Genomic DNA, 21,892 nt, shown 5'->3' with positions numbered 1-21,892 from the left:
ATTTTAAAATATAAAAGAGAAATTATGAAAAGTAAAATTTTATTTCTTGTCGCCTTATGTACGATGACAATATTCTCGTGCACTGATGAATTAGATTTACAACCTTTGGATAGTATAACCATTGATTCCTTCTATAATACCAGAGGTGATTTCGACGGCGCAATTTTTGCCGCCTATTCTTCCATTCAGGATTTTTGGGGAACAAGTACCGAAACACTCTCCGAAAGAGGTGAATTTTGGAAATTGTCCATGGTGATTACAGATGACGTTACAGCTGATCCTGTCACGGCAGCTGGAGATCAGATTTCCATAGATATCGATAATTTGCAGCTAAGAGCGGCAGATACTCCATATGCGGCCGTATACACTCAAATTTACGAAGGTATATATCGAACAAACCTAGTGCTCAGCAATTTGGATGGCGATAATGAATTAACGGAAGAAGACAAATCGGTATTGGAAGCCGAAGCAAAATTCTTAAGGGGATGGTTTCATTTCCAAGCACTTAAACTCTTTGGCACGCCTCCCATTGCATTAGAGGTGCTTACCGACATAAATAACTTGGCTTTGCCGAACGCTACCCAAGATGAGCTTTATACAGCAATTCTAAGTGATTTTGCAGCTGCGGAAGCGGGACTTCCCGAGTCTTGGGACTCAGGGAATACAGGAAGGGCGACATCCTGGGCCGCAACTTCGTTTATTGGAAAAGTAAATGTTTTCAAGGAAGACTGGGGTCCTGCGATTACGGCATTAGGTAGGGTTGTGGACAGTGGCCCATATAGCCTTGTTCCAAACTACGAAAATGTATTTTCATTTGAAAACGAAAACAATTCCGAGTCCATTTTCGAAGTGCAGTATGGTGGCCCCCAATCTGACGATAATCTCTGGGTATTTGATGATACACATTCAGAAAATTTTAAAGCATCACAAGGAACCGGCAGAGGTTGGTATTGGGATGCAGGAAATGGAGCCCCTGGTGGTAAACTGGGCTGGTGGGCACCTACTCAGGATTTACTCGATGCCTTTGAGGATGGCGACAGCAGAAAACAAACTATACTCTATGAAGAAGGCGATATGTATTTTACAACGTTTACTTCGTTGCCATATGATACAGAATGGTCCTCTACGAACCTAACTTTGAAAAAGTATCGTGGTGAAACAAATACAGTTCCGGCAAACCATGCACCTAATCAACAAGCAGATTTTAATAATGAAAGATGGTTCAGATTTGCCGAATTAAAGCTGCTCTACGCAGAAGCTTTAATTAGAGGTGGTGGAGATTTAGGAGTTGCAAGAACTCAAATAGATGATATTAGGGACAGAGCTGGCCTTGCTCCTACTACAGCGGCTGATGGTGATTTACTAATGGCCATGATGCAGGAAAAAAGGGTAGAACTGGCATTCGAACCTCATCGTTGGTTCGACATCGTAAGATGGGACCTTGGACCAACTATCTTTGGCTCAACTTGGAACGATAATTATCGCGTATTCCCTTTTCCACAATCTGAGGTAGATCGTTCTAACGGGCTTTTAACTCAAAATCCAGGATACTAAACACATCCATTCTTATAAATTCCGTATTTCAAACGGCTTACAAGGAATCCAATCAATTTTTCAGATTGGATTCCTTTTGTTTAACCCATAGTCAGTATATTAGTTCTATGCTCCAAAAAGAGAAAATCTATCTGCTCGCGCTACTAATTTTATCGAACTTTTTCTTTTTTTCATGTTCAGAAAGAGATGCTACCCTATTTGAAAAAAAATCTAAAAAAGAGACCGGTATAACCTTTGCCAACAACCTGGACCTAGATGGAGATTTGGTCGTATTGGATTTTGAATACATGTACAATGGTGCAGGGGTAGCAGTTGCCGATTTTGACAATGATGGGCTACAGGATATCTATTTTACCGGAAATATGGTAAGTAATAAACTGTACAGGAACCTTGGCAACTGGGAATTTAAAGATATAACACAATCCTCCCGAACCGGTTCGGCTAATTGGTCCAACGGCGTTGCGGTCGTGGACATAAATCAAGATGGCAAAAAGGATATCTATGTGTCCAGGGGTGGTCCGCGCGGCTCCAGTTCACAAGCACGTAAAAATTTGTTGTTTATTAATCAAGGAGTTATTGATGGCCAATTAATATTTGAGGAGAAAGCTGAGTCCTGGGGTCTGGCGGATGATAGTTACTCTGTACAAGCCAATTTCTTTGATTATGATAGAGATGGTGACCTGGACCTCTATTTACTGAGCAACGCCTTGGTGGATTTTAATAGGAATACTTCTCGCCCAAAGGACAGAAGCGGAAAAGCCCCATCTATGGATAAGCTGTTTAGGAACAATGGTGATGAAACCTTTACGGATATTTCCAAGGAAGCAGGTATCCTAATTGAGGGTTTTGGATTAGGTGTTGAGATATGTGACATGAATACGGACGGTTGGCCGGATATTTATGTTTCTAATGATTTTTTAACGGATGACCTTCTCTATATCAATCAAAAGGATGGAACTTTTCAGAACCAGATTGCCGATTACTTCAAACATTTGACATTCAATGGTATGGGGAACGATATTCAAGATATAAATAACGACGGATTAATGGATGTAGTCGTATTGGATATGTTGCCTCCCGATAACAAGCGTTGGAAGCTGACCATGATGGGCAACAATTACGACGAATTCCAAAGCGGTTTGGCAAACGGATATCAACCGCAATACATTAGAAATACCTTACAAATTAATAACGGAAACGGTTCATTTAGCGAAGTAGGCCAGCTGTCCGGCATCTCCGCTACCGAATGGAGTTGGAGCGCGCTATTGGCAGATTTTGATCATGATGGGTTAAAAGATCTTTGTATAACGAATGGATATAGGCAAGATATTACCAACTTAGATTTCATGGTTTACGGCAATCAAGCCTTAACAATGGGTACCGAAGAGGCCAATAAAAAAGAGAGGCTTGCAGCCCTGAATAAATTGGAGGGTATAAAAAAAACGAATTATTTCTTCAAAAATAAGGGCAACCTTCAATTTAAAGATATTTCTAAAGAAGCTGGTTTTACAGAGCCGACTTACTCCAATGGTATGGCCTACGGGGACTTGGATAATGATGGGGACTTGGACTTGGTCGTCAACAATATAGATGACCCTGCAGGATTATTTGAAAATACTACGAAGCTAAACGATACTAACCACTACTTGCGTGTAAAATTTCAAGGTGACAAGCCTAACCGGGAAGGAATTGGAAGTGAAGTTGTCATTTATTACAACGGAGTATCCCAAAAACAATACCTTACTCCTTTTAGAGGTTATTTATCCACTGTGGAATCATCACTTCATTTCGGTTTAGGAACGGAGACTATAATAGATAGTTTGAAGGTAAGGTGGCCGGATGGAAGAATTCAGGAATTATATGATTTGGAAACGAATAAAGAGATTGTATTAAAACAAGAGGAGAGTATTGAAAAAGCTATCAAAATTACATACAATGCTGATTCTGTGCCTTTGTTTTTTCAAACGGATAGTTTAGGAATAGATTTTAAGCATGAAGAGGATGATTTTGTGGATTATAGAGTCCAAGCGCTCTTACCCCATATGCATTCAAGGAACGGTCCCGGTATTTCGGTTGCGGACGTTAATGGTGACAAAAGAGAGGACTTTTATATAGGTGGCGCGGCCGGACAGGAAGGAGCCTTGTTCATTCAAAATTCCGCGGGCAGCTTCGACCAACAAATCCTAAAAGATTTTAAATCTGAGGATATGGGCAGTCTCTTTTTTGATGCGGACAATGACGGGGACCAAGATTTATATGTAGTTAGTGGTGGTTCTTCGTTTGGGGTGAACCATCAGTATTATCAAGACAGATTGTATGAGAACGACGGTAAAGGTAATTTCAGCAAAATCGAGGGAGCATTACCAACTAATTTTGTAAGCGGATCGGTAGTTTCTGCTTGCGATTATGATAAGGATGGGGATTTAGACCTGTTCGTTGGCGGAAGAGTTCGTCCCGGTGAATATCCATTACAAACTAAAAACGTATTGCTCCAAAATAATTCTGCTTCTGGAGAACTTGTGTTTATAGAAGACCCCCAACATGTACAAAGTATTTTTTCTGAGTTGGGCATGGTTACTTCAGCTTTGTGGACAGATTATGACAACGATACATGGCAAGATTTAATTGTTGTGGGGGAATTTATGCCCGTACGTATATTTCACAATATTAAGGGCGAATTAAGAGAAGTTACAGAAGAGACGGGTCTGAATCATACTTCAGGTTGGTGGAATAGCATATCAGGAGGTGATTTTGATAATGATGGTGATACAGATTACATTCTGGGCAATCTAGGTTTGAACAGTCGGTATAGAACAAGCCCACAAGAACCCCTATGTATTTATGCCAAAGATTACGATAAAAATGGTCAAATAGACCCTGTCATGTGTTATTACGTTGATGGAAAAAATTACATTGCGCACTCCCGTAATGATCTTATTGATCAGATTAATGCCATGAGAGGTCGGTTCAAGACCTATTCAGATTATGCCAATGCCACTTTTGAGGAGTCTTTTTTAAAAGATGAGATTAGTGATGCCTACATTCTTAAAAGCGAAACCTTTGAAAGCAGCTACCTGCAAAATTTAGGCGGTGGAAAATTTGCGTTGACACCCCTGCCACTGTTTGCACAAACGGCACCTATCTACGGTACGCTTGTAGGCGATTACACGAAAGATGGGAATTTAGACATCCTAGCTGTTGGTAATTTTTATAGTGGAGAAGTTTTTGCCGGCCGGTACGATGCTTCCATTGGATGGTTAATGATAGGAGATGGAAAGGGGAATTTTACGAATTCTGATGTAAGAGAAAGTGGATTTTACATTCAGGAAGACGCTAAAGGACTTGCCAATCTCATTACCAGCGGTAAAGAATTGATCATAACCGGAGTCAATGACGGGATGTTAAAAACACATACATTTTTAAGGCCTGACAATAATGTTTATAGACCTATGCCTTATGACATCTATGCAGTTATTACGCTAGAAAATGACAAAAAACAAAAAATAGAATTTCACTATGGGTCGGGCTATCTCTCCAGCTCTAGTCGATCTCTTTTAATTCCGTCTACGGCAAAATCAGTCATCATAGGAGACAGTTCGGGAAATGAAACTGAAATTCTTGCAGTAAAATGAAAAAATCGATTTTACACATCTGCATCTTCATTGTTTTGACTGGTTTAGCATCTTGCAACAAACAAGAGTCTAGGCAATTTACACTTTTGGACGCTTCTCAGACCGGAATTGATTTCAACAACAAAATTCAGGAAAATGATAGTGTAAACGTTTTTGGATTTATGAACATTTATACCGGTGCTGGTGTAGCAGTTGGCGATGTTAACAACGACGGACTTGTAGATGTATATTTTAGCGGGAATATGGTTTCGGGTCGTCTGTATCTGAATAAGGGGGATATGCAGTTTGGAGAGGTGACCAGAGAGGCAGGTCTCATGGATAACAAATGGGGAACTGGAGCGGTCATGGTCGATATAAATCAAGATGGTTTTCTGGATATCTACGTCTGTGTATCTGGCGGAGGTGATGTCAAAAATCGTGCTAACATGCTCTATATTAACAATGGTCCATCAGAGGGTTCCGGGCAGATAACTTTCACAGAAAAAGCCGCAGAATATGGCCTTGCCGATACCAGGCAATCCATGCATGCTGCTTTTTTTGATTATGACAAGGACAATGATTTGGATATGTATCTTTTAGTTAACCCGGCGGCCTACGAGTACCAAGTAAATACGAGCCTTCCAAGAAAACTGAACGGAGAATCTATAAGCAACGACCGGCTCTATGAGAATAACGGCAACGGTACGTTCACGGATGTATCTATGGAAGCTGGCATCTTAGTCGAGGGCTATGGTCTGGGAGTTGGCATCTCAGATATCAATGATGATAATTGGCCGGATATTTACGTCTCCAACGATTTTATAGGAAATGATATCATGTATATTAATCAAAAAGATGGCACGTTTAAAGATGAGATCTCTAAGCACATAAACCATACCTCCTATGCCGGAATGGGCAATGATATTGCCGATATAGACAACAATGGCAAGCCTGACATAATGGTCTTGGATATGCGTCCGGAAGACAACGAAAGACAAAAATTAATAATCTCCTCAACCGGATATGATCGGTTTCAATTGATGTTAGAGGCAGGTTATGACCCGCAGTACAGCAGAAACACTTTACAGCTTAATCAAGGTGAAGGCAAATTTAGCGAAATAGGGAACTTGGCCGGAGTAAGTAGTACAGACTGGAGTTGGAGCGCACTCTTGGCGGATTATGATAATGATGGATACAAGGATATGTACATTACGAATGGTTTTTTAAGAGATTTAGGAAATCTGGACTACATTCATTATCAGGGTATTTACGATAATCCTTTGGGGGAAAGGGAAGTAAAAATTCAACAAAAATTAGAATCAATTACCCATTTACCGCCTGCTAAACTTGTAAACTATGCTTATAAAAATGAAGGTGGAATTACCTTCAAAAAAGTATCTGAAAATTGGGGAATAGTAGATGCCAGTTGTTCCAATGGAGCCGCCTATGCGGACTTGGACAATGATGGAGATTTGGATCTTTTAGTCAATAATGTCAACCAAAAAGCATTTGTTTATCAAAACAATGCGAAGAAGAATCATTTTTTAAAAATCAAACTCAAAGGTAAACCTGGAAATCACAACGGTATCGGGACCAAAATAGAGTTAAGTTCAAGAAATAATACACAACACTACCAACATTATTTAAGCAGGGGCTATGAATCCAGTGTGGAGCCGACAGCACATTTCGGGTTGGGTAAAGATTCCATTATCGAGCGTATAAAAATTCAATGGCCAGATGATTCCATACAAATCCTGAATAATGTTAGAGCCAACCAAACTATAATGGTTTCTCAAAAAGATGCTGGGATAATAATCTCACCAGTAGAGAAAATGAAATCTAAAGAAGTTCTGTTCAGTGATGTGACGGACAGTTTGGGGATTTCTTTTAAACATCAGGAAGATGATATGGTAGACTTTAAACTGCAACCCATACTTCCACATATGCACTCCCGTAATGGCCCAGGTATTTCCGTTTCCGATATTAACAATGATGGGTTGGATGACTTCTTTGTAGGTGGAGCTACCCAGCAGTCGGGTCAAATATATACGCAAGAAGCAAATGGAAATTTTACGGTGAAGGAATTAGGATTTGACCTTGAGAAGGAAGATATGGGCAGTCTGTTTTTTGACGCAGATAATGACGGAGACCAAGATTTATATGTGGTTAGCGGTGGCGTACTAATCGCACCCGACACTTCCGTCTATCAAGACAGACTGTATATGAATGACGGCAAAGGAAATTTTACTCAACCAAAAATTATGCTGCTGCCCAGCATAAGTGGTTCTCTGGTAACGGCTTCCGATTTTGACAAAGATGGTGATTTAGACCTTTTTGTTGGTGGAAGAATAAGTCCAGGTAAATATCCTCTCCCCGTACAAAGCTTTCTATTGGAAAATAGAACAGTAAAAGGGGAAGAACCAATTTTTGTGCATGTAGGGAACAGAATAGACGGCTGGGATAATTTGACCATGGTTACGGCTGCAAACTGGACGGATTACGATAATGATGGATGGTTGGATTTAATCGTTGTGGGCGAGTTTATGCCAATTACTTTGTTCCATAATGACAACGGAACTCTGAAACATGTGCAAAATCCCAAAGGATTAGAACATACGGAAGGGTGGTGGAACAGTATCTCCGGAGGAGATTTTGATAATGATGGGGATATAGATTATATCCTAGGGAACCTTGGACTAAATACAAAATTTAAGGCAACTGCAGATGAACCGCTTTGCATTTATGCAAGCGACTATGATAAAGACGGAAGGATAGATCCGGTTATGTGTTATTACATAGAAGGGAAAAACTATTTAGCACATTCTAGGGATGAAATCATAAGTCAAATCAACGCTATGAGGTCACGTTTCAAGACCTATGAATCTTATGCAAAGACACCCTTTAAAGAATCCTTTCTTCCTGAAGAAATTGAACAGGCGTATATTGTAAAGAGCCATTTGTTCAAAAGTTCTTATATGGAAAATTTAGGTGATGGGAGCTTTAAGTTGAAAGGGTTGCCATTGGAAGTGCAATTAGCACCTATTGAAGGGATTCTTGTAGAAGATTTTAATGAAGACGGCAATCTAGATATTGCCCTAACCGGAAATTCTTATGGCACTGAAGTAGCCACCGGACGTTATGATGCCCTATTGGGTAGTATTCTGATGGGAAATGGAGATGGCACTTTTAACAATTTATCGCTAGAAGAAAGTGGTTTTCTTAATAATTTTGATGGTAGCGGGCTTGCTAAACTCAAAAATGATTCAGGTAGAACCTTAATTATTTCAGCAAACAATAACGGTCCGTTGAAAACTTTTGCCCTAAATAATTATTCAAGAACTGTGCGATTAGGAGACGATGTGATCTACGTGGACATATTATATGAAAACGGTGAAAAAAGAAAGCAAGAATTTTCCCGTGGCACAGGTTATTTATCACAAAGTTCAAGAAGGCTAACGATAACTAACAATATAAAGGAAATACAGGCCATCAATTATAAAGGGGATAAAAAAATAATTTACTCCAAATGAAGAAATCGATTACAGGATTGCTCTGCATACTCTTTGCTTTTGCTTGCAAGGCGCCTCATAACCAGGCAGCATTGGACGCCTATTTTGAGGATGGGATAATGCTTTATAACCGTAAGCTGACCGATGTAATCGTAGCCGATATTTTTACTCCACCCGTTGCCAGTAGAATTTATGCTTACAGTAATATTGCGGCCTACGAAGGCATCCGTTTTATGGAGCCTCAAAAATTAAGTTTGGCCGGTCAACTTAACCATCTGGATTCCATACCCACACCGGACCCTAATAGAACCTATTATTATCCCTTGACTTCTTTGATTGCATTTACGGAGGTTGCGAAGAAGTTAGTCTTTGATTTAGAGCGAATGGAAAAATTACAAATGGATTTGATTTCTGAAGTTCAAGAAATTGGTATTGATAAGGATATCCACGATAACTCGGTTGAGCTGGGCAAGTCAATTGCAGAAAGTGTATTGGCAAGAGCAAGCGAAGATGGGTACCTAAGGAGAACTGCATTACCTAGATATAGCGTAAGCGATGACCCGGGTAGGTGGCGCCCTACCCCACCAGATTACATGGAGGCTATAGAACCTCATTGGAATACCATAAAACCTTTTGTCTTGGATTCCGCTGGTCAGTTTGATCCTGGTCTCCCAACAGAATTTGAAATTGATGAAGACTCACAATTTTTCAACGAGGCTAGAGCAGTTTATCAAGCTGTTCTGGAAGTACGGCCGGAACAATTGGAAATTGCCAAATTCTGGGATTGCAATCCAAACATATCCACTACAAAAGGTCATGTCATGTATTTTCAACAACAGATATCCCCTGGTGGACATTGGATTCATATTGCAGCACAGGTTTTGGAAGCTGAAAATAAAAGCATAGTCGAAGAACACGCCATTTTAGCGCAAACCAGCATTGCAATTGCAGATGCCTTTATTAGCTGTTGGGATCAAAAATATAAAAGTAGTCTTACAAGACCAGAAACCTTCATCAATAACTACATTGATCCAAATTGGGAACCTTTATTACAGACCCCTGCTTTTCCTGAACACACATCCGGTCATAGTGTTGCCTCAACCGCCGCCGCTACAGTCTTAACCAAATTGATTGGAGAGAACTATAAATTCACAGATTCTACAGAGGTACCTTATGGATTGCCTACTAGAACCTATAATTCCTTTCTTGAAGCTTCCCAAGAGGCTGCCATCAGTAGATTTTATGGCGGAATACATTATAAACCGGCCATAGAATTGGGAGTGGAACAAGGAAGGAACGTCGGAGAATTTGTATTAAATAGTCTAAAGTTTTAGAGCGAGTTTCTTTTTATAAGATCAATGGCCATTATTTCTTGGGTGAGAACAGGATTTTTCACGTAATTAGCCGCTTTTACAGCCATCTCCCTAAAATCCGTAGAAATAGTGGTGATACCACCAAATACAATTTCTTTAACAATATGGTCATCACAAGATAATATACCCACGTCATTCCCAACAATGTATTCATTGCTTCTGCAATCTTTTAAAACCTCCCAAAGAAAACTATCTCCTATAAAAAAGTAAAGGTTTCTCTTCCTTAAAGTGCCCCTAACATAACTATGCTGAATACTACCTTTCACGTCAAAATCATCCAAAAACCTTTGGAAAGCTTTTAAAGTCCCTTGCGGATAGTAACTATCCTCTGACGCTATCAACAACATCTTTTTATAACTCTTTATTTTAGGTAATAGCTCCACAAGCCTACTGTACATGCTGTCCTCAAAAACTTGTGAAATATAGGAATAGGTCTCAGGCAACGAGAAGTAACGGTCTATAATTAATAATTTAGAGGGTTCAATACTAAGCAATAATGGTTTAATGGAAATATCCGGTATCGGAGCAACCACATACATACCATATTTACCGCTAATATTATTGAAAATGGTTTCAAAAACCGAAACATTGTTGTGATGGAAGAATACATCGATCTGAAATCGTTTTCCAAGTTCCTTACGAAAAGTATTATAGAACTCCTCCTGAAAATTTTTGAAAGCGAATAGCAGTAAGGCCACTTTTAACTTTACTTTGGTTTCCTGACTTATGATGAAGTACCCTTTTAATCGCTTAGATTCTACAAGTCCCCTATCCTTAAGTTCTTCATAGGCCTTAACAATAGTCTTTCTAGCAAAACCTAATTCCGCGACCATGGCATTTATAGACGGTAACTGATCTCCGATTTTCAAATCTCCAGCATCTATAGTTTCCATTATTCCTTGAACCAACTGCTCGTGCTTTGAAAGAGTATTAACCCGCTCCAACTGCTTAATTTTCTGAATTAATGACATGTGTCAAATGTATGAAGTAGCAATTAAACTTGAGGAATCCTTTCCATAATAATACGAAATAACTGATAAACAGCGAATAACGGTTTCAATTAATCCAAACGAATAAAATCATTCCTTATACTTAATAGAAATACTTATGTTACTACCCACGACCTTATATCCTCCGGCAATGGATAATTTGTTAAATGATTTTAGCGAAGTTCTGAACCATATTATTGAAATTTACCACAACGAAATTGGCACGGAGGAAATAAAAATTAAGATAGCCTCCATAAGTTTGTCCAATCAACTTTTGAGCGATATTAAGAATCATTTTAGGTCCAAACTCCGTATCTCTCCTAAAATTGAACTGACCACGTTGAAAGAAATTCAAATACTTCAGGCGTCCAAATTGGGCCAAAAACCTATAAAAGTAATCGATAAAAGGATTTGATTATGAGCCTTTTGAAATTAACAAGAAGCAGGAACTGAAATTTTTAAACATCTTTTCCTACTAACTTTACATACTTTTCCTACACTTTTACAACAAAAATTCTTAGGATTATGCATTTCAGACCATATTTAGCTCATAATTGGGTCATATGCCATTCTCAAAATTTACAATCTTTTATACTGTTTTAGCTTTTTTCGTAGGATCCTTTACCTATGGTCAAGTTAAGATAGGTGATGATGTCAGCACCATACATGACACTTCGCTACTAGAATTGGAAAGTACAACCAAAGTATTGGTACTTACCAGGGTGACTACCACCCAAATGCTTTCTTTGACCCCATTATCCGGAGGGATGGTCTTTAATACCGATACCGGCTGTGTTCATTCTTATACCGGTACGAACTGGGTAAGCTTGTGCGACTCCAATTCCGGTATGTTTTCCTTTGTCGATAATAACGATGGAACCTTCACCATCAATTATGCAGATGGATCTGATTTCACCTCTAGTGATTTAACCGGACCACAAGGTGAAAAAGGTGAAACTGGCGATACAGGTGCCACAGGACCCCAAGGAGTTCAGGGAGAAACTGGACCACAGGGAATACAAGGTGAAAAAGGTGATACAGGAGACACAGGCCCAACAGGTCCGCAAGGAATACAAGGTGAAACAGGACCACAGGGAATACAGGGAGAAACTGGTCCGCAAGGACCGCAAGGGATTCAAGGGGAGACCGGAAATACTGGTCCACAAGGACTTCAAGGCATTCAAGGGGAAACCGGACTTCAAGGACCGCAAGGAATTCAGGGTGAAAAAGGGGACACTGGAGATACCGGAGCAGCAGGACCCCAAGGGATTCAAGGAGAAACCGGAGATACGGGCCCACAGGGAGTGCAGGGCGAAGCTGGACCTCAAGGAATACCAGGTGCAAAAGGAGATACCGGAGAAACTGGGCCACAAGGAATTCAGGGTGAAACTGGACCTCAGGGCGCAACAGGTCCACAGGGGGAAAAGGGTGATACTGGCGATACTGGGGCAACAGGACCACAGGGAATTCAAGGTGAAACTGGTCCTCAAGGACCGCAAGGGATTCAAGGGGAAACTGGGCCACAGGGAATACAGGGAGAAAAAGGAGATACCGGAGATACTGGACCTCAGGGTGCAATAGGTTCTCAGGGAGAAAAGGGTGATACTGGCGATATTGGGGCAACAGGTCCACAAGGAATCCAAGGGGAAACTGGGCCACAGGGAATACAGGGAGAAAAAGGAGATACCGGAGAAACAGGGCCTCAGGGCATCCAGGGAGAAACTGGACCTCAGGGCGCAACAGGTCCACAGGGGGAAAAGGGTGATACTGGCGATACTGGGGCAACAGGACCACAGGGAATTCAGGGGGAAACTGGTCCGCAAGGACCGCAAGGGATTCAAGGCGCAAAAGGAGATACTGGCGATACAGGTCCGCAGGGAATACAGGGTGAAACTGGACCTGAGGGTCCTTCAGGTAATGATGGAACCAATGGAGAAGATGGCAATAACAGCTTAATAGTAAGCACAGATGAGCCTATTGGTGCTAACTGCACCAATGGAGGTATCCGTGTTGATAGTGGACTGGATGACAACAGCAACGGTACGCTTGAAGCTAGTGAAATAGATGTCACAGAATATGTATGCAATGGAGGTAATGGAGGAAATGGCGCTAATGGAATGAACTGTTGGGATACCAACGAAAATGGCACCAATGACCCCTCGGAAGATACCAATGGAGATGGTAATTTTAATTCGTTGGATTGTAAAGGGGACAAAGGTGATAACGGGCCCAATGGTCCGAAAGGAGACAAGGGTGACAAAGGCGATCAAGGACCACAGGGAAATCCCGCAACGGATGACCAAACGCTAAGCACAAACAATTCACCGGGAAACATTTCTATCTCCGAGGGTAATACGATTGTCTTAAATGTGGATGATGATGATGCTGACGCATCCAACGAAATCCAAGTCTTATCAAAATCTGGAAACACCATAACCCTAAGCAATTCGGGTGGAAGCATTACCGAAACCAAAACATCAATTGCACAGAATATAAGTACAGGTGTAATTACTCATAATAGCGAAGATGGAGCTTCACAATCCGTGAACGTTATAAGTGCCAATACCAATAACGGTATCTCCGTGGGAACAGATGGCGGCGCGTATTCTTACAATCCTATTAAAGCCTATGGCAAGTTTGATTCTTCAACAGGAGTTGTTAATTCTTCCTTTGGTATTACAAACATAGTTGTTATAAGTACCGGTAAGTATAGAATAGAATTTAGTGAATCTAGGGCAAGTTCAAATTATGTAGTTCAATTAACCGTACACAAAACATCTACCGACAATATTTCCCTTTACGTAAATGCTCAAACAACTACTTACTTTGAGGTAAATATGAGAAATTATACGTTAGGCATGCCTGCTAGCTCCAACCATGATTTTTCATTTACTGTCCTAGAATAAAATGATTGATGAACAATAAATATTTTACGCTTTTAATGGTTCTGTTATCCTCACTTTTGTGTGGACAAGAAGTTCGCAATTTCGGCGACTTGGAAATCCACGAAAACGCCCAATTGGGTTTTTATTCCGCAGTTGAAAATGACGGAAGCTTGTTTGCATCATCTGGTCTGGTAGGCTTTTATGGGACTACTTCGTATTCGTTTTCCGGGTCCTTTATTCCGAATATATATGATTTAGAAATTGCCAATGAGGAAGGCGTTTTCCTAGAATTACCGATTAGCGTAAGCAACCACATGAATTTCATTTATGGGAATATCGCAACCGATAGGGACCAAGAATATAATTTTCTGGAACTTGGCAATCGAGCGACCTATCAAGGAGAATCTAATTTTTCTAAGATAAACGGCTTTGCACAAAGCACGGTCAACGAATCCTACATATTTCCAGTTGGAGATGCGTTCTATTTCCGCCCATTAGCCTTAAAAACTAGCGCAGATAACACGGTCTTTAAATGTGCTTACTTCTTTGAGAATCCACTTGCCCAATATTCCGATAATAGAAATTCGGGTAGTGACATACTTGCCATAAGCCAGAATGAATTCTGGAAGCTTCGGGGTAGTTCGCCGGTTTCGGTCAGCTTAATTTGGGACAATAGAAGTTCGCTATTGGCCTTAAGCTCCATAACCCAAAACATTACCGTAATAGGCTATCATAAAATACAGAAGGAGTGGGTGGACCTTGGAGCATCGGAAATTACCGGAACTATATACGAAGGGTGGGTAACCTCAGAAGATTTTATCCCAGACGAATACGAAGTCCTGACTTTTGGTTCAGTGGAAAGAACGGCCCCGCTTGCGAACAAAAGATATAATTATATATTGACACCGAACGATGATGGGCTCAACGATTTCCTATATATCCCTGAACTCGAAAATTACCGGCAGAACAAGCTTATGGTTTTTGATCGTAACGGTTTAAAAGTGTTTGAAGTAGAAAACTATACCAATGAATTTACGGGCATGTCAGGCATTAATATTCCATCCTTGAATAGGGATGCCGGATTACCACAGGGCATTTATTATTATCTGGTGCATCTAAACAATGAAGAGCTTAACATGCAGGGCTTTTTATATCTGCAACGGGAATAATCAAAACAAAAAAACCCCATACACCTTTTCGGAGTATGGGGTCTTTATTTTATTTGATACTTAACTATTTCCCAAGCATCAAGAGCTCATTGCATCGTACCTCGGTAATATATCGCTTCTCCCCTTCTTTGGTTTCGTAGGATCGGTGTGTTAATTTCCCCTCTACGGCAACCTGTTTCCCCTTGGTTAAAAAGTTCTCTACGATTTCGGCTGTTTTACCCCAGGCCACGACATTGTGCCACTGGGTATCCTCAACTTTTTCACCCTTGGCGTTTTTGTAGCTATCCGATGTAGCTATGGAAAATTTTGCCAATTTAGTTCCCCCGTCAAGGTTTACAATTTCTGGGTCCTGACCCAAGTTTCCAATCAACTGTACTTTGTTTTTAAGTGCGTTCATAATAATTTGTTTTATCGTTAAACAGTTAATACTATCAAGCCTCCTTGACTTGACACTGCAAACATAAAACCGACTTCCAAAGTTATTCGGTTATAAATTATTTACTTTCGTTTGTAATCATTTGTAGTCGTTTAAAAATGTTTATTATATTGAATATTAATTTATTATGTTGTACATAAAATATTAAATTTTTGAAAAACAATTTATATGAGGCCTATTTCCCTTCGAAAATTTCTTTTCCTTATCTTAAAACTTTATTTAAAAAAACACCCATGAGTATAGCATTAGACGTTCAGGACAATCCCTCCGCCAAACAATATGAAGCCCATATTGAAGTTGTGACCGCCAGAATTGAATACATTAAAGCAAAAGACAAAATTTACCTTACCCATACGGAAGTACCCCAAGCCCTTAAAGGAAAAGGAATAGGTTCCGCCTTAGTGTTAAAAGCCCTCGAAGATATAGAGGAAAAAGGATTAACCTTGGTGCCCTTATGCCCATTTGTGGCCCTCTACCTTAAAAGACATCCGGAGTGGAAAAGATTAGTAATGAAGGGTATTAATATTGAATAGAATCCCATGAAAAAAGACATCAGAAAGGAATACTCCAATGGCGAACTGACGGTGATATGGCAACCCGCCAAATGCATTCACGCCAAGGAATGCATCAAAGCCTTACCGGAAGTTTACAAACCCGAAGAGAAACCTTGGATTAACCCAGAAAATGCAAGTACCGCAAACTTGAAGGCACAGATTAAGAAATGTCCATCCGGGGCATTGACCTATACGATGAACGGAGAGGAAGAATTCCGATTGGATGGTAAAATGGTAGAAGTAACAGTGTCCGAGAATGGCCCGCTGCTCGTAAAGGGAAAACTCCGTATTAAGGATATATCCGGCAATGAAAAGGAAAAGGATGGCCCGACCGCCTTTTGTCGTTGTGGAGCATCCAATAACAAACCTTATTGTGACGGATCTCACAATTCCTCGGGATTTAAAGGTTGAGTTCAATCAAACTCATCTGTACGTCCTAGAGCAAAAGGAAATTCCGTTTTTTTCGATTATCTTACTAACTGTAAGCATAAAACCACCTACCACTAATGAAATTAGCGATACACAATTGGATGCGGGCGGAATCCTTGGAAAGCACCCTATCCCGGATTGCCGGCATGGGCTACTCCCATCTCGAAATCCAAGGCACTCCAGAAAGTTATGACACCAAAGCTGTAAAAGCACAGATGGATTCCTATGGCATTCAATGCTGGGGCTCCGTTACGTTGATGCTCGAAGAACGCAATATGTTGGCCAAGGATAAGGGGCAGCGCCGGATGTCCGTTCAATACGTTCTGGACCTCGCCAAAATGGTTAAGGAATTGGGTGGTTCCGTCATTTCATTGGTTCCCGCAACGGTCGGTAAAATCATCCCTGATGCACGCCCAGAGGAGGAATGGGAATGGGCCGTGGAGGGCATCAAAGAAGTATATGCCTATACCGAAGCCAACGGTTTAAAAATAGGTATTGAACCTATTAATCGTTTTGAAACGTACTTTATCAATCGTGGGGCGCAGGCACTTGCTTTGGCAGAAGCCGTAGGTCCCAATTGTGGGGTGTGCCTGGACACTTTTCATATGAATATTGAGGAAGAGGATATGTTCACTACCATCAAAAATATTGGCGACCGACTCGTTAACTTTCATGTGGCGGACAATAATCGCATGGCACCAGGTATGGGACATTTGGATTGGAACCGTATCATGTCCACCCTTAAAGAAATAAATTACGACGAAGTTTTATCTGTGGAGTTTTGTGCGCCTATGGACCGTACCCCTGCCAATCCCTATCCGAATTCGATTGACGAGGCACCGGTAGGGTTAAGTGATGAACAATTGAAATTTCTACAAGATCACGGTAGTTCTGCAGTTACTGAAGAATTCTACACCATGCTGACCCAAAAATCAATGGACACCTTAAAACCTTATTTATAGATGCAGATTACGAATGTAGAGGCCTTTTGGCTCCGGTGTCCTATCCCAAAGGAGAAACAGCATTTCTCGGATTATGGCCTCCTGACCAATTTTGATATGACGCTTGTGGTCATCACAACAGATTCCGGACTCAAAGGTTTTGGGGAAGCGAAAGCTGCGGTAGGTTCCTCGGGTTCCTGTGCAAGCATTGTAAGTTGTATCGAGAATGAAATCAAACCTATATTACTGGGTAAGGATGCACGGCATATCACGCGCATCTGGGAACATATCTATAACGGTACGCGCGACCATTATTCCCTGTCCAGAGGACGCAAATTTCCTATTTTGGGAAGGCGCGGTTTAACGATATCCGCTATGAGCGGGGTCGACACCGCTCTTTGGGACCTAAAAGGAAAAGCGCTTGGGGTGCCAATCGTAGAACTGTTGGGTGGTAGCTGCAGGGAAAAAATGCCCGCGTATGCCAGTGGTGGTTGGGCCAAAGCGGATGCCATTGGCGAACAATTACTAGGCTATACCTCAAAAGGATTTTCCGGCGTAAAAATGCGTGTCGGGGTCATGGACGAAACCGTTCAAGAAAGTGTAAAGAGAGTACAGGCCGCACGGGAAGCTTTGCCAGACCATATCAAGTTGATGACCGATGCCCATGGTACTTTTAGTGTACCGGAAGCCAAACAATTTTGTAGGGGCGTGGCTAATTGCAATCTCTATTGGTTCGAAGAACCCATCAGTCCGGATAATAGAACCGGAACTGCAGAAGTTAGGGCGAGTACCCATATTCCTATAGCAGCCGGGGAAAGTGAATATACCGCTTTTGATGTTCGTGATATGATCGCCGAGCGGGCCTTGGACGTTGTGCAACCGGATTGTGCCATAATTGGTGGAATTACAGAGGCGATGCGCGTTTCGCAGTTGGCACATACGTACCAACTGGAACTGGCCCCACATTGTTGGGGATCTGCCTTTTCGTTCATGGCGGGGGTATCGGTAGCCTTTGCTTCGCCCTCCGCTAACGTTATTGAGTTCTCCTTGGGCGGTAATCCGATGATGTATGATCTGGTCGAAGAGCAAATAACCGTAGATGCCAACGGGATGCTTTCCGAACCGGAAAGACCTGGCCTGGGCCTAACCCCAAATTGGGATTTTGTAAACGAATTTAAACAGTAGATTATGGCAAGAGCAGTGAAAATAAACCATGTGGCCCTTGTGGTAAGCAACCTTGAGGAAGCTTGTAAATTTTACGAATACGAACTGGGCCTAGAACCCATCCCTGCATTCTTATTCGATTACCCGACGGCCTTTTTCAAATTTAACGAAGAACAGCAATTACACTTAACGGAGTGGGAAGATGCCTATTCCTTCCGTGGGCATATTTGTGTTCAAGTGGACGATATCAATACGATTTTCTTCCGGATGAAAGAATTAGGTGTTATTGACATTGAGCCTTGGGGGAATGTGCGCCAATTGCCCGATGGGGCCATACAAATGTTCGTACGTGACCCTTCGGGAAATTTAGTAGAACTGTCTTCCGAACCGGGTACACATATTGATCCTAAGATTTTTGAAGACGAACTATTTAAACCGGGAATTTATGTCTCTGGCAGAAACGATTTTAGGGGTTACAAGTCCAAGGATGCTACCTTATACCATAAAAAATAGATGGCCTATACCGTTCTGCTCTTAGAGACAATTGCCGAAGAAGCCATGCAACTTTTAGAGGATGCCAAGGACATTAGCGTCCGTACCGGTTATGATGAACAAACGCTTCAATCCCAACTTAATGCTCATGAGATCGATGCCATAATTACCCGCGGCAAAGGTCAGGTGAGAAGTAGTTTAATGGCCAAAATTCCATATTTAAAAGTGATTTCCAGATGTGGGGTCGGTCTCGATAATATTGATGTAACGGAAGCATCACAACGAGGCATTAAAGTAGTGAACGCTCCAAACTCCAATGCCAATACCATTGCAGAACACACCATATCCTTGCTTCTACTGTTGCAACGAAATCTGTACAATGCCATTACCATGGTTAAGGAAGGTCGTTGGCAAGAGCGGGGCACTTACGTAGGCGATGAGGTACATGGAAAGACCTTGGGTATTCTAGGCCTTGGCAACATCGGAAAAAAAGTGGCTAAAATTGCCGATGCTTTGGGCATGAACGTAATTTACTGGAGTGCTCAAAAAGAGAATGTCCCCTACCCTTTCGAATCCTTGGATACCGTTTTGAGAACATCGGATTGCATCAGTCTTCATTTGCCTTTAACCCCGGAAACCGAAAACTTAATCAATACCGAGGCACTGGCCAAAATGAAGTCGACGGCACTGCTCATCAATACGGCAAGGGGAAAAATAATTGACCAAAAAGCCTTAAACGATGCCCTATCGAACAAGAAGTTGGGAGGCTTTGCAGCCGATGTCTTGGCTACCGAACCCCCTGAAGAAAATGAATCGCTCATAAAACACCCCAGCACCTATATCACCGCCCATGTTGGGAGTTTAACGGCCACCACCTATACTCAAATGTGTGTTATGACGGTGGAGAATACGTTAAACATCCTTAGAGGTGAGCAACCTAACGGTAACTGTATTTTCAATCGGGACCAACTAACTCAAAATTACTAACACTTATGAAATTTTTATCCTTCGCCCTTTTTCTAGTTGTATTTTCAACAAACTCTTTACTACTTCAGTCCCAGGTTAAAGTCGATCAGAATCGACTGGAAAAGCGAATTATGGATTTAGCAAAATTCGGACTTCAGGAGAATGGAGAAACCGAACGTGTTGCTTTCAGTGATGCCGATGTGGCCGCGCAACAATGGGTGATTTCGCAACTAAAGGGCATGGGCCTCGCCACGACTGTAGATTACGCGGGCAATGTAATAGCCAAGCGCTTCGGAAGCGATAAAAATGCAGCCCCCATTTCTTTTGGCTCCCATATTGACCGTGTCCCCAACGGTGGAAATTATGATGGCTGTGTAGGTTCCATGGCCGCATTGGAAGTCATTGAGACCCTAAATGAGAATGATATCGTTACGAAACATCCCTTGGAAGTCATCATTTTCTCCAACGAGGAAGGGGGCGTAATGGGGAGCAGGGCCATCGCCGGACATTTAGGAAAGGAGGCCTTAGCGATTAAAAATTCTAGTGGGTACACTATGGGCGAAGGTATCATACGCTTAGGTGGGGATACTACCAAGATTACCGAAGTGGCCCGCAAAGAAGGAGACATTGCAGCTTTTCTGGAACTTCATATTGAACAAGGCGGAACCTTGGAAAAGGAAAATATAGACATCGGCATCGTAGAAGGTATCGTTGGCCTTAAATGGTGGGACGTAGAATTTAACGGTTTTGCGAACCATGCGGGCACCACCCCTATGAATGCTAGAAAGGATGCGCTTTTAGCCGCTTCTAGATTTATTATCGCAGTAAATGAAGTCGCCAATAGTTTTGAGGGTGCGCAAGTGGCTACAGTTGGTCGTATTCAGGCAGCGCCTGGAGCACCTAATGTGATACCAGGAAAAGTAATCACTAGTTTAGAGATACGGGATTTATCCTCAGAGGTTATCGAAAAAGTATACTCGGCAATTAAAGAACGGGGCAATGCTATCGCCAAGGAATCCGATGTCAAAATCACCTTCGCCCCTCTGGATACCACGGCAGATCCCGCCATTATGAACGACTTGATTCAGCAAGAAATAGCGGAAACCTCAAAAAAACTAGGATTGAGTTTTAAATATATGCCTAGTGGTGCCGGTCATGATGCCCAGGACATGGCCTTGATTGCACCCACAGGAATGATATTTGTCCCCAGCAAAAGTGGCATAAGCCATTCCCCAAAAGAATTCACATCGGCTGAAGATATGGCGAACGGAGCCAATGTCTTATTGCACACCATACTGTCTTTAGATAAAAATCTTAACTAATTTCCGTATGAAAAATACAGACCCGATAATCGTTACGCAACTTTTAAAAGCACCTATCAAAACTGTATGGAAAGCTATTACAGAATTGGAACAAATGCGACAATGGTATTTTCCAAATATTCCCGATTTTAGACTAGAAGTCAGTTTCGAAACACGGTTTCTTGTTCAAAATGAGGGAAGAGATTTTACCCACATCTGGAAAATCAAAGAAGTTATACCCCATAAATTGATTGGCTATAGCTGGAATTTTGAAGAATACTCAGGAGAGGGCTATTCTACTTTTGAATTGACGGAGAAAAGCGATGTGACGGAACTTACCCTTAAAAGTTATGTAATTGAAGCGTTTCCCGCGGATCTTCCAGAATTTAAAAGGGAAAGTGGTCAGGCCGGATGGGAATATTTGATACAAAAAAGTCTACCGGACTATCTTGCCAAACAAAATGGGTAATGGCTGTAAAATAACAAACTTCCCCGCTTTAATCAGTATATTAGTTACTT

Annotated in this window: 17 protein-coding genes; 15 read left to right on the top strand and 2 right to left on the bottom strand. The window is 41.5% G+C overall.

The features are described from left to right. Positions 1-24 precede the first annotated feature (24 nt). The 4 genes from N8A89_RS09640 to N8A89_RS09625 all read left to right on the top strand — a co-directional run bounded on the left by N8A89_RS09640 (position 25) and on the right by N8A89_RS09625 (position 10,008). Positions 25-1,554, top strand: a complete 1,530-nt coding sequence (locus N8A89_RS09640; protein ID WP_281542078.1) for a RagB/SusD family nutrient uptake outer membrane protein — start codon at positions 25-27, stop codon at positions 1,552-1,554. 107 nt (positions 1,555-1,661) lie between these two features. Further along, positions 1,662-5,186: a VCBS repeat-containing protein gene (locus N8A89_RS09635; RefSeq protein WP_289644234.1), complete on the top strand. Its 3,525-nt coding sequence runs from the start codon at positions 1,662-1,664 to the stop codon at positions 5,184-5,186. Further along, positions 5,183-8,695: a VCBS repeat-containing protein gene (locus N8A89_RS09630; RefSeq protein ID WP_281542075.1), complete on the top strand. Its 3,513-nt coding sequence runs from the start codon at positions 5,183-5,185 to the stop codon at positions 8,693-8,695. Before N8A89_RS09635 ends, N8A89_RS09630 begins: the two co-directional genes overlap by 4 nt. Further along, positions 8,692-10,008 carry a vanadium-dependent haloperoxidase gene (locus N8A89_RS09625; protein WP_281542074.1) on the top strand — a complete coding sequence of 439 codons (1,317 nt, stop codon included), beginning with the start codon at positions 8,692-8,694 and terminating at the stop codon, positions 10,006-10,008. The genes N8A89_RS09630 and N8A89_RS09625 overlap by 4 nt, the downstream gene beginning before the upstream one ends. On the opposite strand, the gene N8A89_RS09620 is transcribed toward N8A89_RS09625, so the two are convergent. Further along, a complete protein-coding gene (locus N8A89_RS09620) occupies positions 10,005-11,018 on the bottom strand; it encodes a GntR family transcriptional regulator (RefSeq protein ID WP_281542073.1) in 1,014 nt (337 codons plus the stop codon). The genes N8A89_RS09625 and N8A89_RS09620 overlap by 4 nt on opposite strands. Before the next feature lie 136 nt (positions 11,019-11,154). On the opposite strand from N8A89_RS09620, the gene N8A89_RS09615 reads away from it, so the two are divergent. The 3 genes from N8A89_RS09615 to N8A89_RS09605 all read left to right on the top strand — a co-directional run bounded on the left by N8A89_RS09615 (position 11,155) and on the right by N8A89_RS09605 (position 15,090). Further along, positions 11,155-11,451: a hypothetical protein gene (locus N8A89_RS09615; protein ID WP_281542072.1), complete on the top strand. Its 297-nt coding sequence runs from the start codon at positions 11,155-11,157 to the stop codon at positions 11,449-11,451. A gap of 148 nt (positions 11,452-11,599) precedes the next feature. Next, entirely contained in the window at positions 11,600-13,942 is a 2,343-nt protein-coding gene (locus N8A89_RS09610; protein WP_281542071.1) for a DUF7151 family protein, read from the top strand. An 8-nt stretch (positions 13,943-13,950) separates the two neighbouring features. Next, positions 13,951-15,090, top strand: coding sequence for a T9SS type B sorting domain-containing protein (locus N8A89_RS09605; RefSeq protein WP_281542070.1), 1,140 nt, complete (start codon positions 13,951-13,953; stop codon positions 15,088-15,090). A 64-nt stretch (positions 15,091-15,154) separates the two neighbouring features. Here the strand turns inward: N8A89_RS09605 and N8A89_RS09600 are convergent, their stop codons facing one another. Next, positions 15,155-15,487: a single-stranded DNA-binding protein gene (locus tag N8A89_RS09600; protein WP_281542069.1), complete on the bottom strand. Its 333-nt coding sequence runs from the start codon at positions 15,485-15,487 to the stop codon at positions 15,155-15,157. Positions 15,488-15,759: 272 nt separating this feature from the next. On the opposite strand from N8A89_RS09600, the gene N8A89_RS09595 reads away from it, so the two are divergent. The 8 genes from N8A89_RS09595 to N8A89_RS09560 all read left to right on the top strand — a co-directional run bounded on the left by N8A89_RS09595 (position 15,760) and on the right by N8A89_RS09560 (position 21,842). Next, the gene (locus N8A89_RS09595) at positions 15,760-16,059 is read left to right on the top strand and encodes a GNAT family N-acetyltransferase (protein WP_281542068.1); all 300 of its coding nucleotides are present in this window, start codon (positions 15,760-15,762) and stop codon (positions 16,057-16,059) included. 6 nt (positions 16,060-16,065) lie between these two features. Continuing rightward, positions 16,066-16,491: a (4Fe-4S)-binding protein gene (locus N8A89_RS09590; RefSeq protein ID WP_281542067.1), complete on the top strand. Its 426-nt coding sequence runs from the start codon at positions 16,066-16,068 to the stop codon at positions 16,489-16,491. 95 nt (positions 16,492-16,586) lie between these two features. Then, positions 16,587-17,471 (top strand): sugar phosphate isomerase/epimerase family protein, encoded by an 885-nt coding sequence (locus tag N8A89_RS09585; RefSeq protein WP_281542066.1) that lies wholly within the window; start codon positions 16,587-16,589, stop codon positions 17,469-17,471. Next, complete coding sequence (locus tag N8A89_RS09580) at positions 17,472-18,635, top strand: mandelate racemase/muconate lactonizing enzyme family protein (protein ID WP_281542065.1); 1,164 nt, start codon at positions 17,472-17,474, stop codon at positions 18,633-18,635. A gap of 3 nt (positions 18,636-18,638) precedes the next feature. Next, positions 18,639-19,127 (top strand): VOC family protein, encoded by a 489-nt coding sequence (locus N8A89_RS09575; protein ID WP_281542064.1) that lies wholly within the window; start codon positions 18,639-18,641, stop codon positions 19,125-19,127. After that, on the top strand, positions 19,128-20,093 hold the full coding sequence (locus N8A89_RS09570) for an NAD(P)-dependent oxidoreductase (RefSeq protein WP_281542063.1): 966 nt from the start codon (positions 19,128-19,130) through the stop codon (positions 20,091-20,093). Positions 20,094-20,098: 5 nt separating this feature from the next. After that, positions 20,099-21,394, top strand: a complete 1,296-nt coding sequence (locus tag N8A89_RS09565) for a Zn-dependent hydrolase (RefSeq protein ID WP_281542062.1) — start codon at positions 20,099-20,101, stop codon at positions 21,392-21,394. Between the two features lie 7 nt (positions 21,395-21,401). Then, the gene (locus N8A89_RS09560; protein ID WP_281542061.1) at positions 21,402-21,842 is read left to right on the top strand and encodes an SRPBCC family protein; all 441 of its coding nucleotides are present in this window, start codon (positions 21,402-21,404) and stop codon (positions 21,840-21,842) included. The last annotated feature ends 50 nt before the right edge of the window (positions 21,843-21,892 follow it).

The sequence above is a fragment of the Maribacter aestuarii genome (assembly GCF_027474845.2).
Lineage (GTDB): Bacteria > Bacteroidota > Bacteroidia > Flavobacteriales > Flavobacteriaceae > Maribacter > Maribacter aestuarii.
This window is presented reverse-complemented; position numbering and strand designations above follow the sequence as displayed.